Genomic DNA, 25,716 nt, shown 5'->3' with positions numbered 1-25,716 from the left:
ACTTGTCGAAGCGGAGCGGCGTGGGCATATCATGCGGCTATGAAAACGCTCCTGTCTGCGCTTCTGGTCCTCCTCGCCTCGACCTTCGCGGCTCCGTCGATGGCGCAGTCCTTCGAAGAGCAGATGCGCCAGGCGGCGGGGGCGTATGAGCGCAAGGACATGGCGACCGCGGTGCGCATCTGGAAGGTCTGGGCGGCCAAGGGAGATGCCGAAGCGCAGACGCTGCTCGGGGCGATGTACTGGAGCGGCGATGGCGTGCCGCGCAATCTGCAGGAGGCCGCGCGCCTCTATCTTGCCGCTGCCAAGCAGGGATATGCGCGTGCCCAGAACAACATCGGCTTCATGCTGGGCTTCGGCGAGGGGATCCCGCCGCGGGACGATGTCGAGGCCTACAAATGGATCAAGCTTTCGATCGACCGCTATACGGCGAAGAACCAGGACCGCCTCGACCAGGCGAGAAAGGACCTCGCGACGCTTTCTGCGCGCATGACCCCTGCGCAAATCACCGAGGCGGAAAGGCGAGTCCGGGCATGGAAACCGGTCCCGAAAATGAGGTAGGGTTCGGGACCACGCGGTGGTCACGAGCGATGCCCCGACGTCGGCCCTAAGAGAAGGACTGAATGAACCGACCCTCGGTCGCCGCGGCTTTCGCCGCCTCATTGCTTTTCGGCGGGACGTCCCAGGGCGTGGCGCGCGATCTGCCGTGGGCTGTAGCAGAGTCCGGCCTGCGGGATCATCTGTCCTTCGTGCAGCTGGCGTCGGTGAAAGGCCTGCTCGCGCGCAACCTCTCCATCGAAGTCGAACTGGAGCAGGTCCAGCCGATCATTCCGCTGGCGGATCCCGTGCCGCCGCCGGTGAACACGGGCCCCGTGACGGAAGCGGTCGTGGCTCAGGGGCGGGCCGAGGCCGATCGCCTGCTGGGCGACGGCGAGGACGATGCCCGGCGGCAGGCCTATCTCCCGTACCAGCGACGCATCGGCGTTTCCGGCGTGATCTCCGGCGGTTCGCTGGGAGCGTCCGCCGCAGCGGCGGGGGTGCCAGCGCCGGCCATGATCGAGGCCCTGGAGGCGTTCGAGACGTCGGTGGACCTCAAGAAGGAGATGCGCGACGGTGATCGGTTCTACGTCCGCTATGAGCAGACCTTCACCCAGGCGGGCGCGCCGCTGGATGTCGGCCGCATTCTCTGGATGGAGTTGCGCACGCCCAGGGGCGTGATGGCGATTCATCGTTTTCGGGGACGCGACAATAGCGAGCGCTTCTGGATGGCGAGCGGCCAGGCGGCCACGCCGCCTTCGTTCCGGTTGCCCCTCGACACCGTATCGATCTCATCGGGCTTCGGCCTGCGCGCCGATCCCTTCGACCAGCCGCCTTCCTACGGCGGCAAGCCACAGGGTGCCGGTGGTCCGAAGCTCGCGAAGCCGCTGCCGCCGGGACTGCCGACGGGAGGCGCCACCGAAATGCCGCGGGCAGGCGTCGGCGTGGGCGGCGCCTCGTCCTCCGGGCAGTCGGGTAGCTCCTCGTACGGAGGGTCTTCATATGGCGGGTTCCGGGCGCCGCCGGCCTATGCCTTGTCGGCGCGGCCGTCGTCCCGGTCGCTGTTCATGCATGAGGGCGTCGATCTGGTGGCGTCGACAGGTACGCCCGTCGTGGCGGCCGCCGATGGTATCGTCATCGGGGCGGCACCGAACGGCCGTTATGGCAATTGGATCCGCCTCGAGCATGGCGGCAAGTTGGCGACCGTCTACGGCCATCTCTCCGGCTTCGCGAGCGGCCTGCAGCCGGGCATGGTGGTGTCGCGCGGCGACGTGATCGGTTATGTCGGCAGCACCGGGCGTTCGACCGGCGCCCATCTACATTTCGAACTCCAGGTCGACGGCAAGCCGATCAATCCCATCACCCATCCCGAATTGAAGCGCGCCCAGCTGCGAGGCCCCGACTTCGAACGGTTTCGCAAGCAAGTGGCGGCGAGCCTCACCGAACGCGACCTCGAGGCGATGCCAGCCGCCGTCTCGGTCGACGACTGAGCCTTCGCCCGCTGCGTGGGCCTTCGTCGCGAAAGCCTCGTCGAGGGCAGGCAAAGCCGAGCGCGAACCACGCATCGACACCGAGCACGCCTGACACGAACATCGGGTCGGGTAATTGGTAGATCGGCGTGACGGAGGCGATGACGATGGTGCCGCCGCGTCCGCTGCCCGACTACCAGGTCATGCGGAATCCGGCGGTCAGGGCCTGGTTGGAATCCTGGCTGGAGATGTTGCCTTCGTACCGGAAGTAGAGGGAGGTGGCGTCGGCGATGGCGGTGCTGGCGGAGAGGCCCAGCACGACGCTGTCGCGTTGCGGCGCGGCGCCGTAGGTCGTGAAGCCGGAGGCGGGCGCGCCGACGAAGGAGGCGGCGACGGGCCGCGCCGTGTCGGCATATTCGTGGCCCCAGCCGAGCTTGACCGTCATCGCGAGCCTGTCGCGCCAGCCGAGATCCAGGGCGCCGCCGAGTTGGGCGCCGAGCACGCTGCGCAGCGAGTTGGTGGTCTGCGCGGCGACCGAGAGGTCGAGCGCGCCCGCGCCCGATTCGCTGAAGGCGCTCTGGGTGGCCGTGGCGCCCTGCAGGCGCGCGAACGGGGTGATGTAGGCATCCGCGCGTCCGCCGATGTCGAACCGATAGCCCGCCTCGAGCTGGCCGAAGAACAGGTTGGCGCCGGTGCGGCCGTTGGCGGTGCGCGACAGGCCGGGGATCGTGATCTGCCGCTGCATCTGGTTGTCGGAATAGGCGTAGGCCGCCAGACCGTCGACATAGATGGCGTTCTTTGCGTAGCTGGCATAGAGGCCGGCCTGGAAGGTGTCGGAGAGGCCGCGGCCGGAGAAGCCGCCGACCCACTGGCTGCCGCTGGTGAAGCCGGCGGTGACGCCGACCAGCAGCTCGTCCGTGACGCGGCGGTCGAGGCCGGCGGCGAACCCGCCGAGATTGTAGGTGAGCGTGCCGGCATTGGCCGTGCCGCCGACGACGCCGAAGCCGCCCAGCGCACCGCCCCAGGCGCCCCATCGCGCCGGCTCGCTCGAGTCGCAGGCGACGTCGCAGGCCTGGGCCAGGGCCACGCGATTGCCGCCCCCGGAGGTGCCGCCCACCGTGTTGGCGAAGTTGGTCATGAAGATCTGGGTGGTGGCGATGCCGGTCGAGGAAAAGGCGGAATAGTTCTGGCCGCTGATCGTGTTCAGGGCGGCGACGCCCTGCTGGGCGTTCATCGTCGAGAAGGCGCCCAGCACCGTGGCGAAGTCGCCGGTGGCACCGATGGCGCCGGCATCCAAGGCTGCGCCGACGGCGGCCTGGTTGGGGGTCTGGGCCTGGCGGGCGAAGCCGCCGATCTGAAGCGCGAGATAGACGTTGTTGGCGTCATAGCTGAGGCTCGGCAGCAGGAACGGCAGGTTGCTGGCGACCGAGGAATAGGTCCCGGTGACCCCGCCGCTGGCGCTCAGGATCGTGTAGGTGGTGCGGGGCGCGTAGGGGCCGGTGGCGGCCGGCGCCACCAGGACGCTTGTCCCCGCCGCGATCGTGGCCGTGCCCGGCGCGCCGCTCACCGCGATGCGGTCGCTCTGACCCTGGGCGTTGGTCTCGACCGTATAGGAGCTGCCGGCCGCCTGGGTGTAGCTGCCGTTGACCGTGAGAGTGCCGATCGAATTGCCCGGCGCGACAGTCCCGTTGTTGACGACCCTGCCGGTGAAGGTGCCTGACCCGCCCAGATACCCGCTATTGGTGATGTCACCCGTAAATGTTGCGTTGTTGACGAAGGCCGAGCCCGACCTGTTTTCGAAACTTCCGGACAATTGATGGAAGACGCCGTTGTTCGTTACGCCGCCCAGAATGTCGCCGGCATTCTCGATCGTGCCGTTGTTCACCAGGCTGGAATTGACGGATTGGAAGGTGCCGTGATTGGTCAGCATTGCTCCAACTGCGACCTTGTAGCCGCCCGAACTCACGAAGGCCGCACCTGCGCGAACATCCAGATTGCCGATCATGCTGCCGGACAGAGCCAGTGTTCCTTCTTCCACTGTCGTGCCACCGCCATAGCTGTTGGCGCCTCCCAAGATCAGCAAGCCGCTGCCGCGCTTGGTGAGACCGCCCGGTCCCGTGATGTCGTTGCTCCACATGTCCACGGCGTTGAAGCCGCCGCGGGACGCGTCGAGGGTGACGGCGACGTTGGTGTCGAAGGCACCGTAGCCACCGGCCGCCTTGAAAAGGTTGAGGCGAGCCCAGCCCGTGCCGTCGTCGAGAGGGCCGCCGGACGGCAACTCGGTGGTCTTCAGGACCTCGCGGATTTGCTCGTGAGCGAGATAGGGGAAGCGCGTCGTGAGCAGCAATTCGGCACCGGCCGGAACCACTCCTGGCATGTTCGTGGCCCCCACCGGCGGCAGGCCATAGGTCGCCTGCGCCTCATAGGCTTGGTTTGATGCGGCGAACTGCGCGGCGCTCGGAATGGCGCCGCCGCTCATGCAGCTGGCCACGTCCGCAGCACAAGCCGCATAGGGCACGGTGGCAACCGAGCCGACCTGATGCTGAAGTATCGCGGCCAGTTGCGAGACGTACGTCTGGAAGTCCGAGTAGGCAGGAACGCCGGCGAAGGTGGGAATGTCTGCCGCCGACAGGGCGTAGTTTCCCGACAGCAGCTGCGTCATCGTGTAATAGGCGAGCATCCGCCCTCCGATGATGTCCAGTGTGTGATGAACACCCAGCACGTTGCGGCTCAATCCGAACTGCTGACCCGAAACCATCAGGCTCTGGTAGGCCTGAGGAAACATGATTGCATGCAGGAGCGCCGTCGTATTTCCGTAGGTTGAGTGGCCGCTGGGGAAGGCGCCCGAGGTCTGATTTTCGACCCACTGGTCGGATTGACTGGACATATCGCTCGCAGAGGCTTGGCTCGATTGCCAAAGCGAGATCGCTGTCGACAGCTGATAGGGACGCGGGTCCGGCTGGCAGGGCGGCGCGCCGCAGGGTGGCAAGGAGTAGGACGTTGTGTTCGCCGGATCCGAGAAACGAAAGTAGGTGGCATACGCCGTGAATGCGTCCTTGAGCGGGCCAACCATCTGCACGCCGGCGATACTCCCGCCCCCGACAAAACTCGGGTCGGTACTGCCTGGAGGCACAGTGTAGTAGCCTTGGAGAAGCTGCGTGACCGCGCTGATGGTCGGAGACGTTGTTTGCTCGCTTGACCAGGCGTTGACGTCCCTCGCAAGCATGCCCGACAGCGTATCTGCAAGCGCCGACGACATCTTGAGCTGGGGAAATGAGCCCAGCGAAGAGAGAATCTGGCTGCCGGATGAAATTTGCTGCCAGACGTTGTACTGGGCCGTCGGATTGTAACTGTCGGCGTTGCCGTTCCAGGAGCTGACGACCGACTGGGAATTCTGAACGGCTTGAGCACGCTGTGCCGGTGTGGCGTTGTTATAGATGCTGACGACCGTGGCGAGGTCGGCTTTCAGTGCGTGCTGTCCCGCTTGCGTTGCCGGCAGTCCCTGAAAGTTCTGTAGAAGAGTATATTGGTCATTGGCCATGTTGCATTGGGTGACCGAGAGACCACTACAATTCACCTGTGCCTCGGCGGGCCATACCCACAGCAACGACAGCGTTCCGAGGACGAGTGCCACCGACGTCAGACGAGCGTCCGGCATCCCACGGCGCCAATGTCTCGGCATGGACTGGCCAACGGCGGAGCCCTTCGTCCACATGATGAGAGCGTGGCCCGTCAGGGTGCGAAAGATGGTCTTTGGAATCACGTGCTTGTCCCCAGGGGAGAAAAGCTAAACGGACTACCCGAGAGTCGACAAGGCAGCTGCTCACCGAAATGGGTCAGCTGGCGCTTCGCAAACCTACAAGCCGCCAGGGCTAACGCGAGTCGCCTGCACTGGGGGTGTGATTGCCCCGGCATGTGCATTGGCACGATCCAGCAGCTCCCATTGGCTGCGCAGGACGGTCACTGCCGTGAAATCGCTCCTCACCACGATCAATCGTGCCGGTCGAGGAGTCTGGCCGACTCCTCGCCGAAGGTCGTCGCCGCAGCGCGGCACACCGATCTTTTGCCTCAGTCCCAGGCGGCGTCGACGATCTGTCCGGTTTCGGAGAGGACGAGAGTGAGTCGGTTGGGCTCGTACTCGTAGCTGGGGATGCCGTCGGCCGGGCGGACGATGCGTAGCGGATAGGGCAGGTCTTCTTCCTTCACGACGTTGCCGGCGGCCTGGCCTGCGGGGGCGGCGGTACCCTTGGCCTGGAAGTACTTGCCCAGGCACTTGGCGCAGTCTTCCTTGGGCGGCGCGACCTCGGCGAAGCCCGGCAGGGTCTTCAGCGAGACGGCGTTGTAGCCCGAGCGGACGCGGATGCCCTTGTAGGGGTGTCCCTTGGCGATCGGCAGGATGGCCTCGACCTGCATGAAGGGGCCGAGGGGGGCCATGTCCGACGGTGCACTGGCCTGGAAGATGAGGTCGAGCATGCCGTCGATGCCTTCACCGCGGGTGATCGGCAGGAGGTGCGGCTCGCCCCAGGCGTTGGAGGTGACGAGGCCGCGGGCGCGCACGATGTCCATGCCGCCGGAGCGATCGGAGCGAATCAGCTCGACGCTGGTGACGAACATGACCGGGAAGGGCCGGGTGCCTTCGGGCCCCGGTGCGCCGCCGCCCGGCGTCGGCCCGGCATCCTTGGGCGTGGAGGGGGCCGCCTGGGGCGCCGGCTGCTGCGCCTGGGCGGCGAGGCCGCCCAGCATCGCGCCGGCGGCGACCAGGGAGGCGAAGGTGAAGAGTTTCTTACGGGTCATGGCATCCTCGAAGACTGTGCGGCGCTCTCGCCGCTCGGGACGGGCGGGGCGTGGACTGACGGTGGGACCGCTTGCCTCAAGCGGCACGGCTCACCAGTTGTGCCAGCCGTTTCCCCAGCCATTGTGCCAGCCGTTGCCCCAGCCGCCATTGTGCCAGCCGTTGCCCCAGCCGCCGTTGCGCCAGCCCCAGCCGCGGTGCCAGCCATTGCCCCACCAGGCGAGCGTCTGCTCGCGATCGATGGCCACGAAGGGCTCACCATCCTTGCGGTACTGCTCGATCGCGCTGGAGACGTCGGTCCGGATCGACTGCAGGCGGTCCGCGACCGAAGACGTGCTGGACTCTTCGGGAGCCGCGACGGCGGTGGCGGATGCATCGGCCGCCGCGAGGCTCACCGAAAGACCCAGCGCGCCCGACGGCAGGAGCTGCGCCAGCGTGCGAAGTGTACGTCGATCCTGTGACATCTCGTTCTCCCTCAATCGGGCTGCAGCCTGCGCAAGCCCCTGCAAATTGGCAATCGAAAGTTGGATGAAAGTTCGTCTCGAAGACTTGAAGTGCCTCAGTCCCAGGCGGCGTCGACGATCTGTCCGGCTTCGGAGAGGACGAGGGTGAGTCGGTTGGGCTCGTACTGGTAGCTGGGGATGCCGTCGGCGGGGCGGACGATGCGCAGCGGATAGGGCAGGTCTTCTTCCTTCACGACATTGCCGGCGGCCTGGCCTGCGGGGGCGGCGGCACCCTTGGCCTGGAAGTACTTGCCCAGGCACTTGGCGCAGTCTTCCTTGGGCGGCGCGACCTCGGCGAAGCCCGGCAGGGTCTTCAGCGAGACGGCATTGTAGCCCGAGCGGACGCGGATGCCCTTGTAGGGGTGTCCCTTGGCGATCGGCAGGATGGCCTCGACCTGCATGAAGGGGCCGAGGGGGGCCATGTCCGACGGTGCACTGGCCTGGAAGATGAGGTCGAGCATGCCGTCGATGCCTTCACCGCGGGTGATCGGCAGGAGGTGCGGCTCGCCCCAGGCGTTGGAGGTGACGAGGCCGCGGGCGCGCACAATGTCCATGCCGCCGGAGCGATCGGAGCGAATCAGCTCGACGCTGGTCACGAACATGACCGGGAAGGGCCGGGTGCCTTCGGGCCCCGGTGCGCCGCCGCCCGGGGTCGGCCCGGCATCCTTGGGCGTGGAGGGGGCCGCCTGGGGCGCCGGCTGCTGCGCCTGGGCGGCGAGACCGCCCAGCATCGCGCCGGCGGCGATCAGGGAGGCGAAGGTGAAGAGTTTCTTACGGGTCATGGCATCCTCGAAGACTGTGCGGCGCTCTCGCCGCTCGGGATAGGCGAAGGCGAAAGGGTGGGCCGCGGCGAGCCCCCGGTCTCGCTGCGCGCGAGGCGGTCATAGGCTTCGAGAATGACGTCCGTCGGGACCATTTGCGTCAGCGTGCAGTACGAGGTCTCGGTGCCCATGAAGCTGCCGTTCTCGAACAGCTTGTTGACCGGCGCGCCGCCGCCGCACACGGAGAAGTAATCGCAGGAATGGCGGCACGCCTCCACACCCGCGGTGATGTCGCGGTAAAGCGGCGACTCGAGGCAGGTGTCGCGGATCTCCTGGAGCGACTGGAAATTGATGTTGCCCAGGAGATAGTCGCGATAGTCCGGGTTCTTCAGGCCGAGGAGTTCGGGCGAGAAGCTCGATACGTTGCCGTGGCTGTCGACGTTCAGCATCGCCAGCGGCTCGACCTGGATGTTGCGCGCCGGCACGCCCTCGGGACGGAACATGCGCGGAAGCGCGAGATCGATCTCGCGCACGAAGCGGACGCGGCCGCTCTGGCGAGCCAGGTGCCAGAAACGCCGTAGAAACCCGGCATAGCGCTTGCGCAGTTCAGGGCCGTGGAAGAGGCTCGAAACGTGCTCGCCTTCTGACTCCTCGACGTTGAAGCAGATCTGGTCGATGCCCTCGGACAGGTAAAAGTCCAGCAGCTCGTCCGGCTGGTCGAGGCTGGTGTGCGACAGGACCGAGATCACGTGGAAGTCCACGTCGTTGTCGCGCAAGCAGCGGATGCCGCTGATCGTCCTGTCGAACGTCCCCTTGCCGCTGCGGCTCTTGCGATGGAGATCGTGCAGTTCACGCGGCCCGTCCAGACTGACACCGACGCCGACCTGCCACTCCTTGAAGAGTTCGCACCAGTCCCGGTCGATCAAGGTGCCGTTGGTCTGGAACGAGTGCTTTACCTGCACCGATGCGGGCCGCAGCCCTTCGATCGTCGCGAAGGCCTCTCGATAAAACGAGACCGGCACCACAAGCGGCTCGCCGGCGTGCCAGATCACGGTGATCTCGCCGCAGGCCCAGCCCGAGGCGAAAATCTGCTCGAAGAGCCGGGTCACGGTGGATTGCGCGATGACGTGCTTGTTGGAGCGATCGGGGAGATAACAATAGGTGCAGGCGATGTTGCAGAAGGCCGTCGGCTGCACGACCACCATCCCGATTTCAGGCGTGGCCGACATCGTCACTGCCGTTCGATCACCCGCCATCGCCACGCCACCCTCGCGCCATTTACTCGTGAGGAGCCGACGTTAGGCAGACCTGCAATCCGTTCGCAAACCAAAAGAGCAAGCGACGAGAAACTTGGCCCTGAATCCCTCTTGAACTCCGCAGACCGCACCCCATATGCAGTTCGTTCCAGCGGTCAGATTGATCGCGAACACCGCCGGGGTGAGCCACGGATGTAATGGTGACCGGTCGGCGGACGCTAGCCCCGCGCCTGAAATGGCGGCGGGGCTTTCTCTTTTGGGAGAACCACTCTCAGTGGAGCAGCGGTACGCCTGCGCCCGGCTGGTTCGAATAACGGCTGAAAGCCTGGGATTCCAGCCAGACGTGATGAAACGCCGTCGCCGAACCCAGTTGGCGTTGCGGCTTGCCGATCTCGAAGCCCAGCCCGCGCAGAAGATCGATCGTCCGGTCCTCGCGCGCGTCGATATGCTGTTCCAGGCGGGGGAACTGATCCAGCATCTCGGCGAAGACGAGACGACACAGCATCGAAAATTCCCTCGACTCAGCGTCGAAGGCGGCGACGGACATCATCCAGAGATAGCCGACTTCGGGGTTGTCGAGTCGCGGAGTCACGCCCCAAAGGGCGCTCGTCGCGCCGTCGCTGAGGCGCCGCGCCGCCCAGATCTGGGCGCTGAAGGCGCACGCCTCCACGAGGCGCCGGCTGGGCTCTTTCTCGGGCCAGTCGGCGGCGGCGGGCTCGTCCTCCAAAAGGGACGCCACGTAGGCGACATCCGCCGACGTGGCTGGCAGGACCTGATAACGCATGGACCTCTCCGTGGTCAGTCCTGAGTCAACGATGTCGCCGCGGAAGGTTGCAGATCGGATATCCAGGTTATTGGTTCGGGTCGCGCCGCGAGCGAGGGAGATGCTAGCGTCGTTCGGGTGACACCAATCTCCCTCGATCGCCGCCCCTTTATTGCCTTGCTGGGAGCAATGCTCATGGCGCCGCTGAAGTCGTCCGCTCAATCCGCAGCCTGGCAGATGCAATCCCCGCAGTCGGCGGGCTTCGCGCCGGACCTGTCATCGAGGCTCGACGCCCTGATCGCCGAGAAGCGTGTCTGGAACGTGCACAGTGTCCTGGTCGCGCGAGGCGGCCAGCTGGTGCTGGAGCGCTACTTCAATGGCACGGACTGGCGGCGCGGCCAGACGCTCGGCACCGTGAATTTCGGTCCGGAGACTCTTCACGATTTGCGCTCCGTGTCGAAGAGCATCGTGGGGTTGCTCTACGGGATCGCCCTGGACCAGCGGCAGGTGCCGCCGCCGGAGGCGCCCCTGTTCGAGGCATTCCCGGCCTATGCCGACCTCGCAGCCGAGCCCGCCCGTGCGAAATGGACGGTCCAGCATGTCCTCACCATGACCATGGGCACCGACTGGGACGAGTTGAGCGTTCCCTACACCGACCCGACCAACAGCGAGATCGAGATGGATCGCGCACCCGATCGGTATCGCTACGTACTCGGCCGGCCGGTCGTGTTCGAGCCCGGTAAACGTTGGGTTTACAGCGGCGGCGCCACGGCCCTCCTCGGCCGCATGATCGCGCAGGGAACGGGCCGCAGCCTGCATGCTTTCGCTCGGGAAACATTGTTCGATCCATTGGGCATGGGACCCAGCGAGTGGCTGACCGACGAACAGGGTAACGAGTTCGCCGCGTCGGGCCTGCGTCTGCAACCGCGCGATCTCCTGAAAGTCGGCCAACTGGTGCTGCAGCACGGCGAGATCGGTGGAAGGCGGATTGTTTCCGGCGAATGGATTCGACGCTCCATGACGCCGTACGTGAGCTGCGACGAGGTCCGGCGCTACGGGTACCAATGGTACTTGGGGGACATGGCGTCCACCGTGCCCTCCGCCCCGCGTTGGAACCGCAACCGGCTGGAGCACTACCAAGGCGCTTACGGAAATGGCGGGCAGCGGCTGTGGGTATTCCCCGGCCTGGATCTCGTCGTCGCGGTCACGGCGGGCAACTACGACACGACCGACCAGTGGGTCCCGTCCCTGCGCGTGTTGCGCGAGGCCGTCCTCTCGAGCGTGCTGTAGGACCTCAGCGGGTCCCCGCCGGTGGGGCCTGGCGGGTCGTGTCCGAGCCGACGCCGGGCTGACCGGCGCTGGGCGCGCCGGGCGTGGCGGGCGCTGGGGTGACCGGCGTGCCGGCGCTCGCCGGCGGGGGTGAGGTCGGAGGCGGCGGTACGGTCGGCGAGGTTCCGGCGGGGGCCGGCGACGTCGAGGCGCCACCGGCGCTCGAGCCAGGTCCACCCGTTTGGGCGTGGACGGTGCCGGCGATCACGCCGCACGCGGCGATGGCAGCGAGGGTCTTGCTGATCATGCGATCCTCCAGAGGTCTTGTGATTCAACCCCTGGAGAACGTTCGCGTTGCGGCCAGATCAGATCGTCGCAGCCAGCGCAGCGAGCTGGTCGGTGCAGAGGCCCCAGCCGGCGTGGAACCCCATCTTTTCGTGCGCATCGCGGTCCTCGACCGTCCAATGGCGGACGCGTGCGGTGTAGAGCGTCTTGCCGCCCTGCTCATCGAAAGTGAGGATCACGGTCATGAAGGGCTTTGCCGAGGGCTGCCACGCCTCGGTGAAGGCGTCGGTGGCAACCAGCCGCTCGTTGGGCACGACTTCGAGATAGACGCCGCGGTTCGGCATGTCCTGGCCGTCCGGGCCGCGCATGACGATCAGGCTGGAGCCGCCCGGCCGCACGTCGACCTCGACGACGGGAGTCTCGTAGGGCTCGGGGGCGAACCACTGCTTCAGCAACGCAGGTTCGGTCCAGCAGCGATAGACTTTTTCGCGCGGAGCGTCGATCAGGCGCGAGAGGACGAGCTCGCGGTCGTTGGCGGGGACGGTCTTCATTTCTCGGCTCCTGTCGAGAGGTGGTTCCGCCCCTAGGACGAAGCCGGCCGCCCCCTCCCGACAGGCGCAAAATGTCCAAGAGGACGAGCGGTGAGCAACATTGATGCGTCGCGCTCTCCGCCACCCAAGTTTCCAAGGGGTGCGACATCCGCTTCGTTTGTTTCGTTTATTGCGTTTATTTCGTTTAATAGGCCATGCCGGCGGTTCGTCGGCCGGCTAAGGCGCGGTGAAGGTCCCGGGAGTCACGCCGCCATAGTCATGGCTGACACGCCCATTCCAGCCGTAGCCGACATACCCCCCGACCGCGTCGTAGAGATAGTCGAACCCCTCCAGGAACATGCGGCCGGTGTTCACGAAGACCGTCGGGTCGCGCACGACTTCCACCCGCTCGGGATGGAGCGGGTTGCCGCGCCGTCCGACCCTGAACTCGTAGAATGCAGGCTGCGGCCGCTGGCGATCGGGCATGAAGAGCTCGATGCGCGTGCCGTCGGGCGCGTGGCGGTCGTGCTCCAGGCGCGTGCCGGCCGGCGGCGAGAGGAACATGTAGTTGATGCCGGTATCCATCAGTATCGTGCCGCGGCCTGTGATACCGTCCACCGAGACGGTCATGGGCGCGCCGTTCCAGTCCGGCACGCCAGCGGCGTGCGGCTTGGGCGTCAACTTCACGAACGCCATGTGGCGGGTGAGGTCGGGCGTCATGCCGAGATGCACACCGGTGCGCGTGATGACATAGCCAGGCCGCACCGAACTCACCGGCCGGCCGGAGGCCAGCGCCACGAGACTCACGAAAGGATTCTTTGGCGACGTGTTGCTGGCAGTGGTCTGCGCCGAACCGCGGTCGAAGCCGATGCCCATGAACGCGACGTTGCGCGGCTCGGCCTCCGGCCGGCAATCGCGCGCATGTTCGAGGCAGGTGATCCGGTCGACCCGCAGCACCTGCACGCGCGCCGTGGCGACCGGCGAATGTTCGTCGCGACGGATGACCACATTCGTCATCCAGTGCTCGCCGCTCAGCACGCGGCCGCTGCTGTTGTAGACCAGCTGCCCTGGTCCCTGCGCGACGTCGCCGGAGCCGGGGATGAAATGCTCGGCGGAGACCACGATGCCGGTGGAGCCGGTATCCATGCCGAACCAGCGCGGTCGGGCGCCGTTCAGGCTGAGCCAGACCGTCGGAACGTGATGCAGGGAGATCGGGCCATTGGCGAAGGGGATCTCGATCGCTTCGTGCCCTTCATAGGCGCGCCAGGGTTCCTGCGCCCGGGAGGAGGCCACCGAAGACAGCGAGAGCGCGAGGGCGGCAACGAGAATCTCGATGGGACGCGACATTACAACTCTCTTCAGTCGGGGAGATCGAAATCCTGGCCCTTGGCCGTGATGCCGGCCTTCGCGAACCAGTCCGGCCCGAGAAGGCCGAGCGGCTTGCCGGTGCACTTGAGGCTGGCAACGGTCTTGCCGTCGCGTTCGACGGTGACGCCGGCTTTTTCGCGCGTTTCCCCCCGCGGCCCCCAATTGCCGATACCGGTATAGACGACAAAGGCGATGTTGTTCTTCGTCGAAACGCGCAGCCACGTCCCCCCGCCGCCGGCGAGGGGGAACGATTCGCCGCTGGCTGCCTGAGGCGGTGGCACTTGGGCTGCCGGCAGGGTGAGGTCCAGCGGCTCGCTCGAATCGGGCTTGCCGGTCCGGTATTGCAGGTAGCCCCTGTTCGGGGCGGCATCCTTCGAGGCGCAGACCGACACGAGCTTGGTCGGGCTGGTGCGGCACGAAAATACGATCGTCTCGGTCGGCGTACAGAATGAGGTTTGTGCGCTCTTGGCCGGCGAGGGGGCAGCGGGCGCGGGCGCCTGAGCCGGCGCGGCGAGCGGTGCGGGCTTGGCGGAGGCGATCAGCACGACGGTCTCGCTCTTCTTGCAGTCGGGATTGCCCTGGCACGAGGCCGCCATGACGCGCGCGGTCTTGTAGGTCAGCGCCAGGCGTTTGCCCTTGAGGGATTTTTCCAGGCTACAGAGATCGAAATCCGCCAGCTCTTCGAAGGTGGCGCCGCGATCGTCCTTCAGGGTGACATAGCAGGCGGTGTCGCCATTCTGGAAAGCCGTCGGCGTTCCGAATGCCCGCTTCTTCTCGCCTCCGACCGTGACGGTGTCCTGCGCGGCGGCAGGGAGGGCTGACAGGAGCAGAACCCCAAGAAAACCTGAACGAACGAGAGAAGGCGACAAGCAGAACTCCGGGGCTGAAGCAATTGCCGAAGTCTTAGACGATGGGCAGCGGCATGTCGCGCGACCTACGCAAAAGACCCGCTCCGACAGCGCCGGGCGGGCCTAACGAACTCACCGGTACATCCGCGGCTCAGTTCGTGCTGTATCCGCAACGACGATCGGCACGATTGGTTGCCTGACCGAACGAGGCGGGGGATGGATGCAACTATTGCAGTGCACACGTCGTTGAGCCCCTATGAATGACAGCACGACTTTGGAGGACATCAGTCCCTACCTTGTCCTGGGCCAGGCGGACGATGGCGGTCAGCCGATCGTCGAAACCGCCCGGGCCCTGCATGATCTGATCGTTACCTTCCCGCCGCACGGTCACTATTCCGTCCGCACGGTGGAGGACGAATGCGGTCCTGCCATTCACTGCGCCTTCGAGCGCAAGATAGACGCCGACCGGTTGGCCGCCGCCGTGGGTGCCATCGAGGTCGCCCGCTACGAGAGCTATCGCAGCGAGCGCGCCTTCTTTTTGGACGAGAAGGTGTCCCGGATCATCCGTCGCGCTCTGGAACGGCGTCGCAACGCCGGCAACTGATCTCAGAGAATTCCGAACAGGCGCGCCACGCGCTGGACGGCGCCCCAAGCGGGGTCGAGCGTGGCGAAGGTGCGGGCCATTTCGTTGGCGTCGTTGAGCAGCGCCTTGAGCTTCACGTCGCTCGGCTCGTCCTTTTCTGCTTCGAGGCGCGCCTCTTCGAACAGCACGCGCAGTTCCCGCATCTCTTCGGTGTAATCCGCGTCGATCGCCTTCACCGAATCGGCGAGGGCGGCGGCGAGGGTGGGATCGTTCTTGTTCTCTGTCATGACTCTCTACGCTGCTTTCCTGGTGCGGTGGGCGTCTATGGCGGCCCACAGGGACGATGCCGTCACCGGCATGTCGATATGGTGCAAGCCGGTGTGCGGATGGATCGCGTCGACGATGGCGTTGATGACGGAGGGCGGCGCGCCGATGGCGCCCGCCTCGCCCGCGCCCTTCACGCCCAGAGGGTTGGTCGTGCACAGGCTGTTGTGCATGTCGAAATGCACATGCGGCACCACGTCGGCGCGGGGCAGGGCGTAGTCCATGAACGATCCGCTCATCAGCTGGCCCGAGTCGGGATCGTAGATGGTCTTCTCGGTCAGCGCCTGGCCGACACCCTGGCCGACACCCCCATGAACCTGACCCTGCAGCAGGAGCGGGTTAAGCGCCGTGCCGAAATCGTCCATGATCGTGTAGTTCAGGATCTCGACGGTGCCGGTGTCGGGATCGACTTCGAGTTCGCAGACATGACAGCCGTTCGGGAAGGTCGCGGCCTGCGGCGTGCGGGTGAAGGTGTCGTCCAGTCCGGGCTTGCCGCCCTCCGGCACGTGCTTGGGATCGCGCGCGGCGCGGGCCACGTCGAACAGGCTCATCGTGCGATCGGTGCCGACGATGCGGAAGGTCGCATCGGCATATTCGATGTCGCCGACTGCAGCCTCCATCGCCGAGGCGGCGACCAGCTTGCCCTTCTCGATGATGTTGTCGCTGACCCCCAACACGGCGGCGCCCGCCACCGGGATCGAACGGCTACCGCCGGTCATGCCCTCGGGCGTGAAGTCCGAATCGCCCTGCACGATGCGGATGCGGTCGGCATCGACACCGAGACGGGCCGACATGATCTGCGTGAAGGCGGTCTCGTGACCCTGGCCGTTGGTCTGGACACCCACGAAAACGGTAATCGTGTCGTCGTCGTTGAACTTGGCGATGGCGCTCTCCGGTGCGCCGCCCGAGCACTTCTCGACATAGGTGGCCATGCCCATGCCGCGCCACTTGCCCTTGGCGAGTGACGCCGCGCGGCGGGCCGGGAAGCCGTGCCAGTCGGCCTTCTCCATGCCCTTCAGCATGACGGTGTCGAAGTCGCCCGAATCGAAGGTGTCGCCCAAGGCGGTATTCCAGGGGATCTGGTTGGGCTTCACGAGGTTGCGCTTGCGGATCTCCGCCGGGCCGAGGCCGGTCTCACGGCCGATATGGTCGACGAAGCGTTCCAGCAAATAGGCCGCCTCGGGCCGGCCGGCACCGCGATACGCGTCCGTCGGCACGGTGTTGGTCATCACACCCTTCACGTTCACGTAGATCGCGGGTGTCTGGTAGAGGCCGGCCAGCATGCCGCTGCCGGCCATCGTCGGAATGAAGGCGCCGAAATGGCTGAGATAGGCGCCCAGCGCGGCGTGCGTCGTGACGCGCAGGCCGAGGAACTTGCAATCCTTGTCGAGCGCCATCTCGGCCAGCGAGACATGGTCGCGGCCCTGCACGTCGGACAGGAACGCTTCCTGCCGGTCGGGAATCCACTTCACCGTGCGCTTCAGTTCGCGGCTGGCCCACACGACCAGCGGATATTCGGGGTGCACGAAGATCTTCATGCCGAAGCCGCCGCCCACGTCGCCGGTGCGCACACGCAGCTTGGGCTGGCCGATCTTCAGGATCATGTCGGCGACCACGGGGCGGATGACGCTGACGCCCTGGGAGGAGACCCACAGGGTCGAACGGTCGTCCGCCGGATCGTATTCACAGATGGCGCCGCGCGGCTCCATCGAGTTCACGACCAGCCGGTTGTTCACGATCTCGAGCTTCACGACCCGGTCGGCCTTGGCAAAGGCCGCTTCGGTGCGCGCGCGGTCGCCCATCTCCCAGTCGAAGACGAGGTTGCCGGGAATGTGATCGTGCACGAGCGGGGCGCCGGGTTGGGCCGAGTCCAGGGTGCCGACCGTGTGCGGGCGGGCTTCGTAATCGACCTCGATCAGTTCGGCGGCGTCCTTGGCCTGTTCCAGCGTTTCGGCCACCACCAGCGCCACCGGATCGCCGACATGGCGGACGCGGCCCTGCGCCAGCATCGGACGCGGCGTCTCGCCGCGAGGCGTGCCGTCACGGTTGGTCACGGGCACCAGGCACGGCAGGTCGCCATAGCCGGCCTTCTTCACATCCTCGCCGGTCAGCACCAGCAGAACGCCCGGCGCTTTTGTTGCAGCCGTCGTGTGGATGCTCTTGATGTCGGCATGCGCATGCGGTGAACGCAGCACGTATGCCCGCGCCGCCGGGGTCGAGAGCTTGGTGTCGTCCGTGTAACGACCACCGCCGGTGAGGAGACGCGGATCCTCGACCCGGCGTACCGACTGACCAATGCCGAACTTCGCCATGAAATTCCTCCGTGTTGTCCGGAGGTTAACCCGCCGGGAGGGGGCTCGCTACAGGATCGTCCAGACGAAACCGGCGACCACGACCAGGATTCCGGCACCGAGACCGACCCAGGTTCCGGCGGTGGGCACGCGTATTTCGTCTTTCTCGGCCAGCGGAGGCGGGGCTTCGTCCGAAGCGTTGAAAGCCGGTGCCATTTGGAGACCTCGCTTGCGCCTCTGAGCGTCGGGCGTGTGCGGAGGAACGCCCGCGCTCCGGCGACGTTGCCATGCGGGGCAGGAGTAACATGCATATCAAGGACGATCCGGGCGAGACGCCTGGCGGACCCGTTGGCGCGCCGGCAGCGGACGCCATCGTCGACTATGTCGCGCTGGCGCCGGGGCGCGTGGTCGGCCGCTACGAGGTCCTCGAAGTGCTGGGCCAGGGCGGCTTCGGCATCACCTACCGGGTACGCGACACCCAGCTCGACCGTGAGGTGGCTCTGAAGGAGTATCTGCCGCCCGCCCTCGCCATCCGACAGGATGGTGCATCGGTCCTGCCGCGCTCTACCGCCGTGGCGGAAGATTTCTCGTGGGGACGCGAGCGCTTCGTGGCCGAAGGCCGGACGCTCGCCAGTCTCCACGACGCCCCGGCCATCGTGAAGGTATTCGACTTCGTCGAGACCAACGGCACTTCCTACATGGTGATGGAACTCGTGCGCGGCGGCACGCTCGAGGAACGGGTCAAGGCGAACGGGCCGCTGTCGCCGCAGGAAGTCGACACATTCCTCGCGCCGCTGCTCGAGGGGCTGCAGAAGGTCCACGAAACCGGCTTCCTGCATCGTGACATCAAGCCCGGCAACATCCTGCTGAGCGAGGCCGGCATCCCGACGTTGATCGATTTCGGCGCGGCGAGACTGGCCATTGCCGGCCGGTCCTCGACCATGACGGCGATCTTCACGCCCGGTTATGCGGCGCCCGAGCAGTTCACCACCGGCAAGCAGGGCCCATGGACGGACATTTACGGCCTGTCGGCGACGTTGCATCACGCCATCACCGGCAAGCCCCCGCCCAGCGCCTTCGATCGCCTGCTGGAAGATACCTACCAGCCGTTGAGGGGCCTGCAGCTCGCCGGCTTCTCGCCGGCCCTGCTTGCCGGCATCGATGCGGGCCTGGCCGTGCGCTTCGAAGAGCGCCCGCAAACGATCGCCGCGTGGCGTGCGATGCTGGGCGGGTCGATGGCCGACGCGAGTGCGACGCTGATCATGCCCCAGCCGGTGGTGCCGCCCACACCACCCACACCACCAACCCCGCCAACACCCCCGACGCCTCCCAGCGAACCGTCGGTTCTTGCCGTGGGACCAAAGCCCCGGTCGCGCACGAAGCCTGTGCTGCTCGGCGCCGCTGCCATGTTGCTGGCGCTGGCGGCCGGCGCCTATTACCTGACCCAACCACGGCAGCAACAGGCGCAGACGACCGAAAGCACGCCGGCTGCAGAGGCGGCCGTGTCCCAGAACGCGGCCGATTCTGTCGAGGCCGCGCGCGAAGGTGAGGAGGCGCTCAAACTCATCACGGCCGATCGCCAGCGCATTCAGGTGATCCTCACTGCCCTGGGCTACGACACGCGCGGCTCGGACGGCACATTCGGCCAGCGCTCGCGCGAGATGATCGCGGCGTGGCAGAAGGCCAAGGGCCAAACGGCGACGGGCTATCTCACGGCGGCTCAGGTGCCGGCGCTGCTGCGCGAGGCGCCGGCCCCGGCCGCGGCTCGCCCCTCGACGCCATCGGCGTCGTCGACCCCGACCTCCAGACAGGCCGGCGCCTACGACGGCGTCTATGGCGGCGGCATGTCGAGCAGCGGCTTCGGCCAGGCGTCCGGCGTCGTGACCGCAGACCTGAGCATCGCCGGCAGTCTTCTGATCGGGCGCATCACCCAGCCGGGATGTGGCAATTCCTCTCTCTCGCTCACGGTGTCATCGAATGGTGACATTTCCGGAAGCGGCCGCCTGTACGAGGGCCAGGACTGTTCGGTGGGTGCCTTCACCGCGACAGGCAGGGCAGCCGGTGGCGCCGTCACGCTCGAGTTGCGTGCGACGGGTGGGTCTATGCGGGGGAGCCTGGGCCGCCGAGGCGGTTGATTCTTCGGGACCACGGGATCAGTCGACACTCGTCGCGGTAGAGGCAATGGCGCATAGTACGCCGCATGGACCAGCCGCCAGATACGCCAGCGGGGGCCGACTTCGTAGCGCTCCGGACGGGCCAGACAGTCGGCCGGTACGAAGTGCTGGGTGTCCTCGGTCATGGCGGTTTCGGCATAACCTATCGCGCGCTCGACCGGCAGCTCGGGCGAGAGGTCGCTCTCAAGGAGTACCTCCCAGCGGCCCTCGCCGTCCGCCAGGATGGCACGACGGTATTGCCGCGTTCGCCGGCGGAAGCGGACGATTTCAGTTGGGGGCGAACGCGCTTCGTCGAGGAGGGGCGCACCTTGGCGCGCCTGCAGAAATCGCCGGCGATCGTGCGGGTCTTCGATTTCCTCGAGGTCAATGGCACGGCCTACATCGTCATGGAGCTGGTTCATGGCGAGACGCTGGAACATCGGTTGAATCGCGCCGGTCCTCTCTCTCCGGCCGCGACTGAGCGCCTGCTGTGGCCGCTGCTCGACGGACTGGCCCGGGTTCATGCGCATGGATTCCTGCACCGGGATATCAAGCCGGCGAACATCCTCGTCGATGAGGAGGGCGACCCCACCCTGATCGACTTCGGAGCGTCACGCGCGGCGATCGCCGACCGCAGTGCAGTGCTGACTGCGGTTTTCACCCCCGGCTACGCGGCGGCCGAGCAGGTGACCTCTGCGCGACAGGGACCATGGACCGACATCTACGCACTATCGGCCACGCTCTATCGCGCCATTGGCGGCCGACCGCCTCCCAACGTCTTCGACCGCATGGTTGCGGACCGCTACGAGCCCTTGGCGCACCTCCGGCCTCCCGGGTTCAGCCTTGCCCTGCTGCGGGGGATCGACGCCGGCCTGGCCGTGAAGGCGGGTGAACGACCGCAAACGATTGCCGCCTGGCGGACGGTTCTCGGCAAGACGGCGGCGGGCGACAACGACGTAACCGTGATCATGCGAGCCGCACGACCCTCGCCGGTCGAGCCCCCGGAGGGTCCGCCGGCCAGCCCGCCGACCCGAACGAACATCTGGAAACGCGCACGTGCAGCGGCTTTGATCGCCGCCGTGGCGGCCGGCGGATACTTCACATGGCTGGTGGGGGACGGAGACCGCCAGGCCCGGGAAACGAAAGGCTTGAGTGCCGCGTCGACGGCCGACACATCGAAAGCCCAATCGCTCACGGCCGCGCCACAGGCGGAACGGGACGAGCGCAAGGCAGCCGAATCCGTTGAAGCGAGCCTGCGTCTTGGCGTGCCGGAACGACAGAACGTCCAGAGGGCATTGACGGCCGCAGGCTTCGACACGCGCGGCAGCGACGGCACTTTCGGTCCGCGGTCGCGCGAGATGATCACGGCCTGGCAGAAGGCCCAGTCTCAACCGGCGACCGGATTTCTGACCGCCGCTCAGTTCCAGGACCTGCTGCGCAGAGGCGAGGAAGAGAGGCGGAAGGTCGAGGACGAGGCCCGCGCCCGCAGCGTCACGAATGCGCCGGCCCTTCCAACGTCCACGCCCGCGCCCGCAGCGGGGCCTTTCGACGGGACCTATGTCGGCTTCTTCTCGCCCTCGGGACCGGTGGCTCTTCGGCCAAGTGCTACCCCTTCGATCTCCCTTCGCGTCGCCAATGGCGCGGGCAGCGGGACCATGACGAGCACGAGCTGCGGCGCCGCGCCGCTGTCGGTTCGCATATCGCCGTCGGGCGCGATTACGGGCGACGCGCAGGGGGTGGATGCGTCGTGCGCGCGGTTTCCCCTGGTGATCCAGGGGCAGGCCTCGAATGGCAAATTGCACATGACCTTCGGCGGCGCGGTGGGCGGCGGCTCTGCCGACCTGAATCGTGGAACGCCGTCGCCCCCTCTACAGGCCGTTGCCCCTCGCAGCGCCGCAAGTCCCTTCGAGGGCTCCTATGTCGGCTCGCTGGCCGCCGTGGATACAGGGGGCATATCCCGCGTTCTCACGGCCGAGCTGGACGTCAGGGGCGACCGGCTGTCCGGCCGGATCTCAAGTCCAACCTGCGGCTCGGTGACGATCGCCCTCGCGATCTCCGCCGGCGGCGATGTCGGTGGCGAGGTTCGACTTCAGGCCGATCAGACCTGTTCCCCGATTGCCCTCGGCGTCCAGGGGCGCATCCTTGGCGATCGGTTGACACTCGACCTGCGCGGCGCGGGTCTGCGCATTCAGGGGACGCTTTCCCGGCGCGGCGGATGATGCCTCTGCGGACGGCGGAACCGGTCACTTGAGGCCGGTTCCGCTTTCCCAGAGATGCTACTTCTTGGGCGTGATCGCGACGACCAGCACCTGCGTGTCGATCGCCGTCAGCTTGTCGCCGGTCTTGACGCGCGGCAGCTGGGCGCGGCCTTCGGGCGCCACGACGCTGTAGGTCCTGACCTCGCCGCCATTCGGATTCACGAGCGAGATCGTGTTGGCCGTGGTGTTGACGCCTGTGACCCACCAGTTGGCGACGGTCTGGTCGGCCATGACGCCGGCGGCGCGGGTGCCCGTCGTGGCGGCGGCGGTGACGCTGACGTCGCGGCCGCCCGGGGTGGCCGTGTTCGGGCCGGACAGCACGAAGCTCAGCTTCTCCTCGAACGCCACCGAGACCTGGTCGCCGACCTTGCTGGTGTCCATCTTGACGCCGGGGCCGACGTTCGAGGTCAGCGAGCGACCGGCCGGACCGGTGAAGGTCACGGTGCGCTTGGCCGGATCGATGGCGCTGATGGTCGCGTCGATCGAGTAGGTGACGACCGTCGAGATGCCGACGATCGGCTGCCCCTGCGCATACGCGGCGCTGGCGGTCACGCCGGTGGCGGCGATCGATCCGGCGACCATGGCGGCGAGCAGGAAGCGTTTGGTGAACATGAGACTCTCTCCCTCGTTGTTGCGTGACGCTAGCATGAGGTTTGCCGGATTTTCCATGGCCGGCCTGTTACAGTGAGATTGATTATGTTCAATCTCCGATGCCGACCGAACGCGTGACCACGGCCTATCTTGCCGCCGAAGGATTCGAGAGCCAGCTGCGCGAGGAACTCGGGCGGGCCGACGTGGCGGTGCGGGCCGAACATGGCCGCCTGCTGCTGTCCGATGCGCCGGCGCACGAGGCCGCCTGGGCCGCCAACATCTGGCGCGAGTGCGTCGAGCTGCCGGTGGCGTCGATCGGCACGGCCGCCAAGGCCCTGCGCGACATCCAGCGCAACTGGGCGATGTACGCACCGGTCCATCATCGCCGTGCCGCGCTCATTCAGGAGAAGCTGCCGCACGTTTCGGCCAAGCCTGTGGTCTTTCCCGCCGCTGCGCCGGCCGCGCCGCTCGGTTCGTGGACCCTGCTCGCGCCGGACCGGATGCTGGCGGCCGCCTCGTGCAGTTCGCCTTTTGCCAACGGCGAGGTCGAGCTCGTCGAGGACAAGGTCGGGCCGCCGAGCCGCGCCTACCTGAAGCTCTGGGAAGCGCTGGTGCGGCTGCGGCGCTGGCCGCAGCCGGGCGAACGCTGTCTCGATCTCGGAGCCTGTCCGGGCGGCTGGACGTGGGTCATGGCCCGGCTCGGCGCCAGCGTCGTCGCGGTCGACAAGGCGCCGCTCGATCCCAAAGTGGCGGCGATGCCGGGCGTCGAATGGCGCGGCGAAAGCGCGTTCGGCCTCGAGCCGGACAGTGTCGGTCCCGTCGACTGGCTGTTCTCCGACGTGATCTGCTATCCGGCTCGCCTGTTGCGCCTGGTCGAGCGCTGGCGGGCGACCGGCCTGGTGCGGAACTTCGTCTGCACCATCAAGTTCCAGGGCGAGACGGATCACGAAACCGCCAGGGCCTTCGCGGCCATTCCGGGCGCAACCGTCCTCCACCTCCACAACAACAAGCACGAACTCACGTTCCTGCTGCCCTTCCGGCCGGCGAGTGTTCCGGCAGGATAGTCAGCGCCGGGGCAGTGTCCGCAGGAAGGCTGTGATGTGGGCGCGGAAGCTGTCGATGAACACGCGCGCCACGGGAGGCAGCGTGCTCTGCGCCGCGTGTAGGGCGGCGAACTCGAAATGGATGCGCGGCTCGAACGGGCGCACGACGATGCCGCGGGTCGCGTACTCGGTCGCGGTGAACGGATCGCACAGCGTGACGCCGGCGCCGGAGCCGGCGAGCGAGCAGGCGATTTCCGACAGCGGCGTCTCGATGCGCATGACCCGTCTCACGCCGTGGTCGGCGAACACGCGGTCGATTCGGAAGCGAGACAGCGAGGAGTGCCCGAGCGAAATGAAGCTCTCGCCCTCGAAGTCGGCCGGCCGCAACCGCCTCTTGCGGGCGAGGGGATGGTCCTGCGGCAGCACCGCCATGTAGGGGGCGGGCGGCATGCGTTCGAGCCGCACCGCCGCGTGCTCGATCGAGCCTTCCGCGAAGCCCAGATCGCTCTGGCCCTGAGCGACGGACGTGACGACGGCATGCGAGACAAGACCCGAAAGGACGAGATCGAGCTTGGGCCGCTCGGCCAGGTAGCTTCCCGCGAAGCGCGGCAGGAAGCCGTTGGCCAGCGCAGGCAGGGCGGCGATGCGCAGGAAGCCGGCCCGTCGCGTGCGCAGCTCGGTGGCCATCTGCGAGATGCGTTCCAGCCCGACGAAGGCCCGCTCGACCTCGGCATAGAGGGACAGCGCCTCGCTGGTGGGCACAAGTCCCGTGCCGCGGCGCTCGAACAGGGTGAGGCCGAGCTGCTGCTGCAAGTCGCGGATCATGCGGCTGACGGCGGGTTGGGTGACGTTGATCAGGTTTGCGGCCATGCCGACGCCGCCGGTCAGCACCACGGCGCGGAAAGCCTCGATCTGACGCGGGTTCAGGCTGCGCATCGGCTTTCATAACATTTCGGCATAGACCTTGACGACAAAATGGATTTGACGCCGTGTGGCCCGATATAAAACACTGACCGTGGGGAACTCACGAACGGAGGGGACAATGACCCGCTTGGCAGGCTTCGGCGCAATCGCGGCACTGGCTTTGTTGGCGGGTTCGCTCCCCGCCGGGGCGCAGCAGAAGACGCTCACGGTCGCGGCCTATGGCGGCGTCTGGGACAGCCACCTGCGCAAGGAGGTCTTCCCCGAGTTCGAGAAGAAGCACGGGGTGAAGGTCGAATACGTCGCCGGCAACTCCACCGATACGCTGGCCAAGCTGCAGGCCCAGAAGGGCAACCAGGTGATCGACGTCGCCATCATGGACGACGGCGTGATGTACCAGGCCATCCAGCTCGGCTTCTGCGCACCCATCCAGGGCCTCGACAAGAGCGAGCTCTACCCCGCCGCGCTGTTCAAGGACGACAAGGCGGTCGCCGTCGGTCAGACCGGCACCGGGTTCATGATCAACACCAAGGTCTTCAAGGAGAAGGGCTGGCCGATCCCGACCTCGTGGAACGACCTCAAGGACCCGAAGTTCAAGAAGCAGCTGGTGATCCCGCCGATCAACAACACCTACGGCCTCTATACGCTCATGATGTACGCCCGCATGAACGGCGGCGGCGAGAAGAACATCGAGCCGGGCTTCAAGGTGATGAAGGCCGACATCAATCCCAACGTGCTGGTCTACGAGCCCTCGCCGGGCAAGATGACCGAACTGTTCCAGTCGGGCCAGGCCAACATCGCCGTGTGGGGCACCGGCCGCGTCCAGGCCTTCGCCAACACCGGCTTCCCGGTCGACTTCATCTATCCCCGGGAAGGCGCACCCATCCTCCTCGCCTCGGCCTGCCCGGTGGCCAAGGCCTCGGTCAATCCGCTGGCCCAGGAGATGATCAAGCTGCTGGTGTCGGCGCCGGTCCAGACCGGCATGGCCAAGGCCATGGGCAACGGGCCGGTCAACACCAAGGTCGACGTCAACATGCCGGAACTCAAGATGGCGCCGGTCGGCGAGCGGGCGAAACTGATCATCGCGCCGGACTGGGATGCCATCAACGCCTCGCGTGACGACTGGACCAAGCGCTGGAACCGCGAGGTCGAGCGCTGAGCGGCCAAGAGACCG

The 25,716-nt window shown here is 66.7% G+C and carries 23 protein-coding genes; 9 read left to right on the top strand and 14 right to left on the bottom strand.

Annotated elements, in window-relative coordinates:
- Positions 1 to 39 precede the first annotated feature (39 nt).
- The gene (locus ACO07K_RS15265; protein WP_422029208.1) at positions 40 to 558 is read left to right on the top strand and encodes a tetratricopeptide repeat protein; all 519 of its coding nucleotides are present in this window, start codon (positions 40 to 42) and stop codon (positions 556 to 558) included.
- A gap of 62 nt (positions 559 to 620) precedes the next feature.
- A complete protein-coding gene (locus tag ACO07K_RS15260) occupies positions 621 to 2,024 on the top strand; it encodes a M23 family metallopeptidase (protein WP_422029206.1) in 1,404 nt (467 codons plus the stop codon).
- Between the two features lie 172 nt (positions 2,025 to 2,196).
- On the opposite strand, the gene ACO07K_RS15255 is transcribed toward ACO07K_RS15260, so the two are convergent.
- The gene (locus tag ACO07K_RS15255) at positions 2,197 to 5,076 is read right to left on the bottom strand and encodes an autotransporter domain-containing protein (protein WP_422036661.1); all 2,880 of its coding nucleotides are present in this window, start codon (positions 5,074 to 5,076) and stop codon (positions 2,197 to 2,199) included.
- An 85-nt stretch (positions 5,077 to 5,161) separates the two neighbouring features.
- On the opposite strand from ACO07K_RS15255, the gene ACO07K_RS15250 reads away from it, so the two are divergent.
- The gene (locus tag ACO07K_RS15250) at positions 5,162 to 5,353 is read left to right on the top strand and encodes a hypothetical protein (RefSeq protein ID WP_422036730.1); all 192 of its coding nucleotides are present in this window, start codon (positions 5,162 to 5,164) and stop codon (positions 5,351 to 5,353) included.
- Positions 5,354 to 6,071: 718 nt separating this feature from the next.
- Here the strand turns inward: ACO07K_RS15250 and ACO07K_RS15245 are convergent.
- The 5 genes from ACO07K_RS15245 to ACO07K_RS15225 form a co-directional block, all read right to left on the bottom strand.
- The gene (locus ACO07K_RS15245; RefSeq protein ID WP_422029204.1) at positions 6,072 to 6,797 is read right to left on the bottom strand and encodes a hypothetical protein; all 726 of its coding nucleotides are present in this window, start codon (positions 6,795 to 6,797) and stop codon (positions 6,072 to 6,074) included.
- 90 nt (positions 6,798 to 6,887) lie between these two features.
- Entirely contained in the window at positions 6,888 to 7,259 is a 372-nt protein-coding gene (gene grrA / locus ACO07K_RS15240) for a GrrA/OscA1 family cyclophane-containing rSAM-modified RiPP (RefSeq protein WP_422029202.1), read from the bottom strand.
- Between the two features lie 95 nt (positions 7,260 to 7,354).
- Positions 7,355 to 8,080, bottom strand: a complete 726-nt coding sequence (locus ACO07K_RS15235; protein WP_422029200.1) for a hypothetical protein — start codon at positions 8,078 to 8,080, stop codon at positions 7,355 to 7,357.
- Positions 8,077 to 9,288 carry a cyclophane-forming radical SAM/SPASM peptide maturase GrrM/OscB gene (gene grrM, locus ACO07K_RS15230; protein ID WP_422029198.1) on the bottom strand — a complete coding sequence of 404 codons (1,212 nt, stop codon included), beginning with the start codon at positions 9,286 to 9,288 and terminating at the stop codon, positions 8,077 to 8,079. The genes ACO07K_RS15235 and grrM overlap by 4 nt, the downstream gene beginning before the upstream one ends.
- A 298-nt stretch (positions 9,289 to 9,586) precedes the next feature.
- On the bottom strand, positions 9,587 to 10,099 hold the full coding sequence (locus tag ACO07K_RS15225) for a hypothetical protein (RefSeq protein WP_422029196.1): 513 nt from the start codon (positions 10,097 to 10,099) through the stop codon (positions 9,587 to 9,589).
- A 174-nt stretch (positions 10,100 to 10,273) separates the two neighbouring features.
- Between ACO07K_RS15225 and ACO07K_RS15220 the strand changes: the two genes are divergently transcribed.
- Complete coding sequence (locus tag ACO07K_RS15220) at positions 10,274 to 11,368, top strand: serine hydrolase domain-containing protein (protein WP_422029194.1); 1,095 nt, start codon at positions 10,274 to 10,276, stop codon at positions 11,366 to 11,368.
- Positions 11,369 to 11,712: 344 nt separating this feature from the next.
- Here ACO07K_RS15220 and ACO07K_RS15215 read toward each other — a convergent pair whose 3' ends face one another.
- The 3 genes from ACO07K_RS15215 to ACO07K_RS15205 form a co-directional block, all read right to left on the bottom strand.
- The gene (locus ACO07K_RS15215; protein WP_422029192.1) at positions 11,713 to 12,183 is read right to left on the bottom strand and encodes an SRPBCC family protein; all 471 of its coding nucleotides are present in this window, start codon (positions 12,181 to 12,183) and stop codon (positions 11,713 to 11,715) included.
- 216 nt (positions 12,184 to 12,399) lie between these two features.
- Entirely contained in the window at positions 12,400 to 13,509 is a 1,110-nt protein-coding gene (locus ACO07K_RS15210; RefSeq protein ID WP_422029190.1) for a hypothetical protein, read from the bottom strand.
- 11 nt (positions 13,510 to 13,520) lie between these two features.
- Positions 13,521 to 14,399: a hypothetical protein gene (locus tag ACO07K_RS15205; RefSeq protein ID WP_422029188.1), complete on the bottom strand. Its 879-nt coding sequence runs from the start codon at positions 14,397 to 14,399 to the stop codon at positions 13,521 to 13,523.
- A gap of 235 nt (positions 14,400 to 14,634) precedes the next feature.
- Here ACO07K_RS15205 and ACO07K_RS15200 point away from each other — a divergent pair, with 235 nt between their 5' ends.
- Positions 14,635 to 14,982 (top strand): hypothetical protein, encoded by a 348-nt coding sequence (locus ACO07K_RS15200; protein ID WP_422029186.1) that lies wholly within the window; start codon positions 14,635 to 14,637, stop codon positions 14,980 to 14,982.
- Between the two features lie 2 nt (positions 14,983 to 14,984).
- On the opposite strand, the gene ACO07K_RS15195 is transcribed toward ACO07K_RS15200, so the two are convergent.
- From ACO07K_RS15195 to ACO07K_RS15185, 3 genes are read right to left on the bottom strand one after another with little or no spacing between them, the layout of a single operon-like run.
- Complete coding sequence (locus ACO07K_RS15195; RefSeq protein ID WP_422029184.1) at positions 14,985 to 15,248, bottom strand: hypothetical protein; 264 nt, start codon at positions 15,246 to 15,248, stop codon at positions 14,985 to 14,987.
- Between the two features lie 6 nt (positions 15,249 to 15,254).
- Positions 15,255 to 17,597, bottom strand: coding sequence for a xanthine dehydrogenase family protein molybdopterin-binding subunit (locus tag ACO07K_RS15190; RefSeq protein WP_422029182.1), 2,343 nt, complete (start codon positions 17,595 to 17,597; stop codon positions 15,255 to 15,257).
- Between the two features lie 48 nt (positions 17,598 to 17,645).
- On the bottom strand, positions 17,646 to 17,792 hold the full coding sequence (locus tag ACO07K_RS15185) for a hypothetical protein (protein WP_422029180.1): 147 nt from the start codon (positions 17,790 to 17,792) through the stop codon (positions 17,646 to 17,648).
- An 89-nt stretch (positions 17,793 to 17,881) separates the two neighbouring features.
- Between ACO07K_RS15185 and ACO07K_RS15180 the strand changes: the two genes are divergently transcribed.
- Positions 17,882 to 19,711: a protein kinase domain-containing protein gene (locus ACO07K_RS15180; RefSeq protein ID WP_422029178.1), complete on the top strand. Its 1,830-nt coding sequence runs from the start codon at positions 17,882 to 17,884 to the stop codon at positions 19,709 to 19,711.
- A 65-nt stretch (positions 19,712 to 19,776) separates the two neighbouring features.
- Positions 19,777 to 21,948, top strand: coding sequence for a serine/threonine-protein kinase (locus ACO07K_RS15175; protein ID WP_422029176.1), 2,172 nt, complete (start codon positions 19,777 to 19,779; stop codon positions 21,946 to 21,948).
- A 57-nt stretch (positions 21,949 to 22,005) separates the two neighbouring features.
- On the opposite strand, the gene ACO07K_RS15170 is transcribed toward ACO07K_RS15175, so the two are convergent.
- A complete protein-coding gene (locus tag ACO07K_RS15170; protein WP_422029174.1) occupies positions 22,006 to 22,599 on the bottom strand; it encodes a hypothetical protein in 594 nt (197 codons plus the stop codon).
- Between the two features lie 98 nt (positions 22,600 to 22,697).
- Here ACO07K_RS15170 and ACO07K_RS15165 point away from each other — a divergent pair, with 98 nt between their 5' ends.
- Entirely contained in the window at positions 22,698 to 23,642 is a 945-nt protein-coding gene (locus tag ACO07K_RS15165; RefSeq protein ID WP_422029172.1) for an SAM-dependent methyltransferase, read from the top strand.
- Here the strand turns inward: ACO07K_RS15165 and ACO07K_RS15160 are convergent, their stop codons facing one another.
- Complete coding sequence (locus tag ACO07K_RS15160; protein WP_422029170.1) at positions 23,643 to 24,557, bottom strand: LysR substrate-binding domain-containing protein; 915 nt, start codon at positions 24,555 to 24,557, stop codon at positions 23,643 to 23,645. It lies immediately after the preceding gene.
- 106 nt (positions 24,558 to 24,663) lie between these two features.
- Here ACO07K_RS15160 and ACO07K_RS15155 point away from each other — a divergent pair, with 106 nt between their 5' ends.
- A complete protein-coding gene (locus ACO07K_RS15155) occupies positions 24,664 to 25,701 on the top strand; it encodes an ABC transporter substrate-binding protein (RefSeq protein WP_422029168.1) in 1,038 nt (345 codons plus the stop codon).
- Positions 25,702 to 25,716: the final 15 nt, after the last annotated feature.

Origin of the sequence: Reyranella sp. (genome assembly GCF_965228225.1) — a bacterium.
Classification (GTDB): domain Bacteria; phylum Pseudomonadota; class Alphaproteobacteria; order Reyranellales; family Reyranellaceae; genus Reyranella.
The sequence above is the reverse complement of the archived record's forward strand: the minus strand, read 5'-3'. Positions and strand labels throughout refer to the sequence as shown.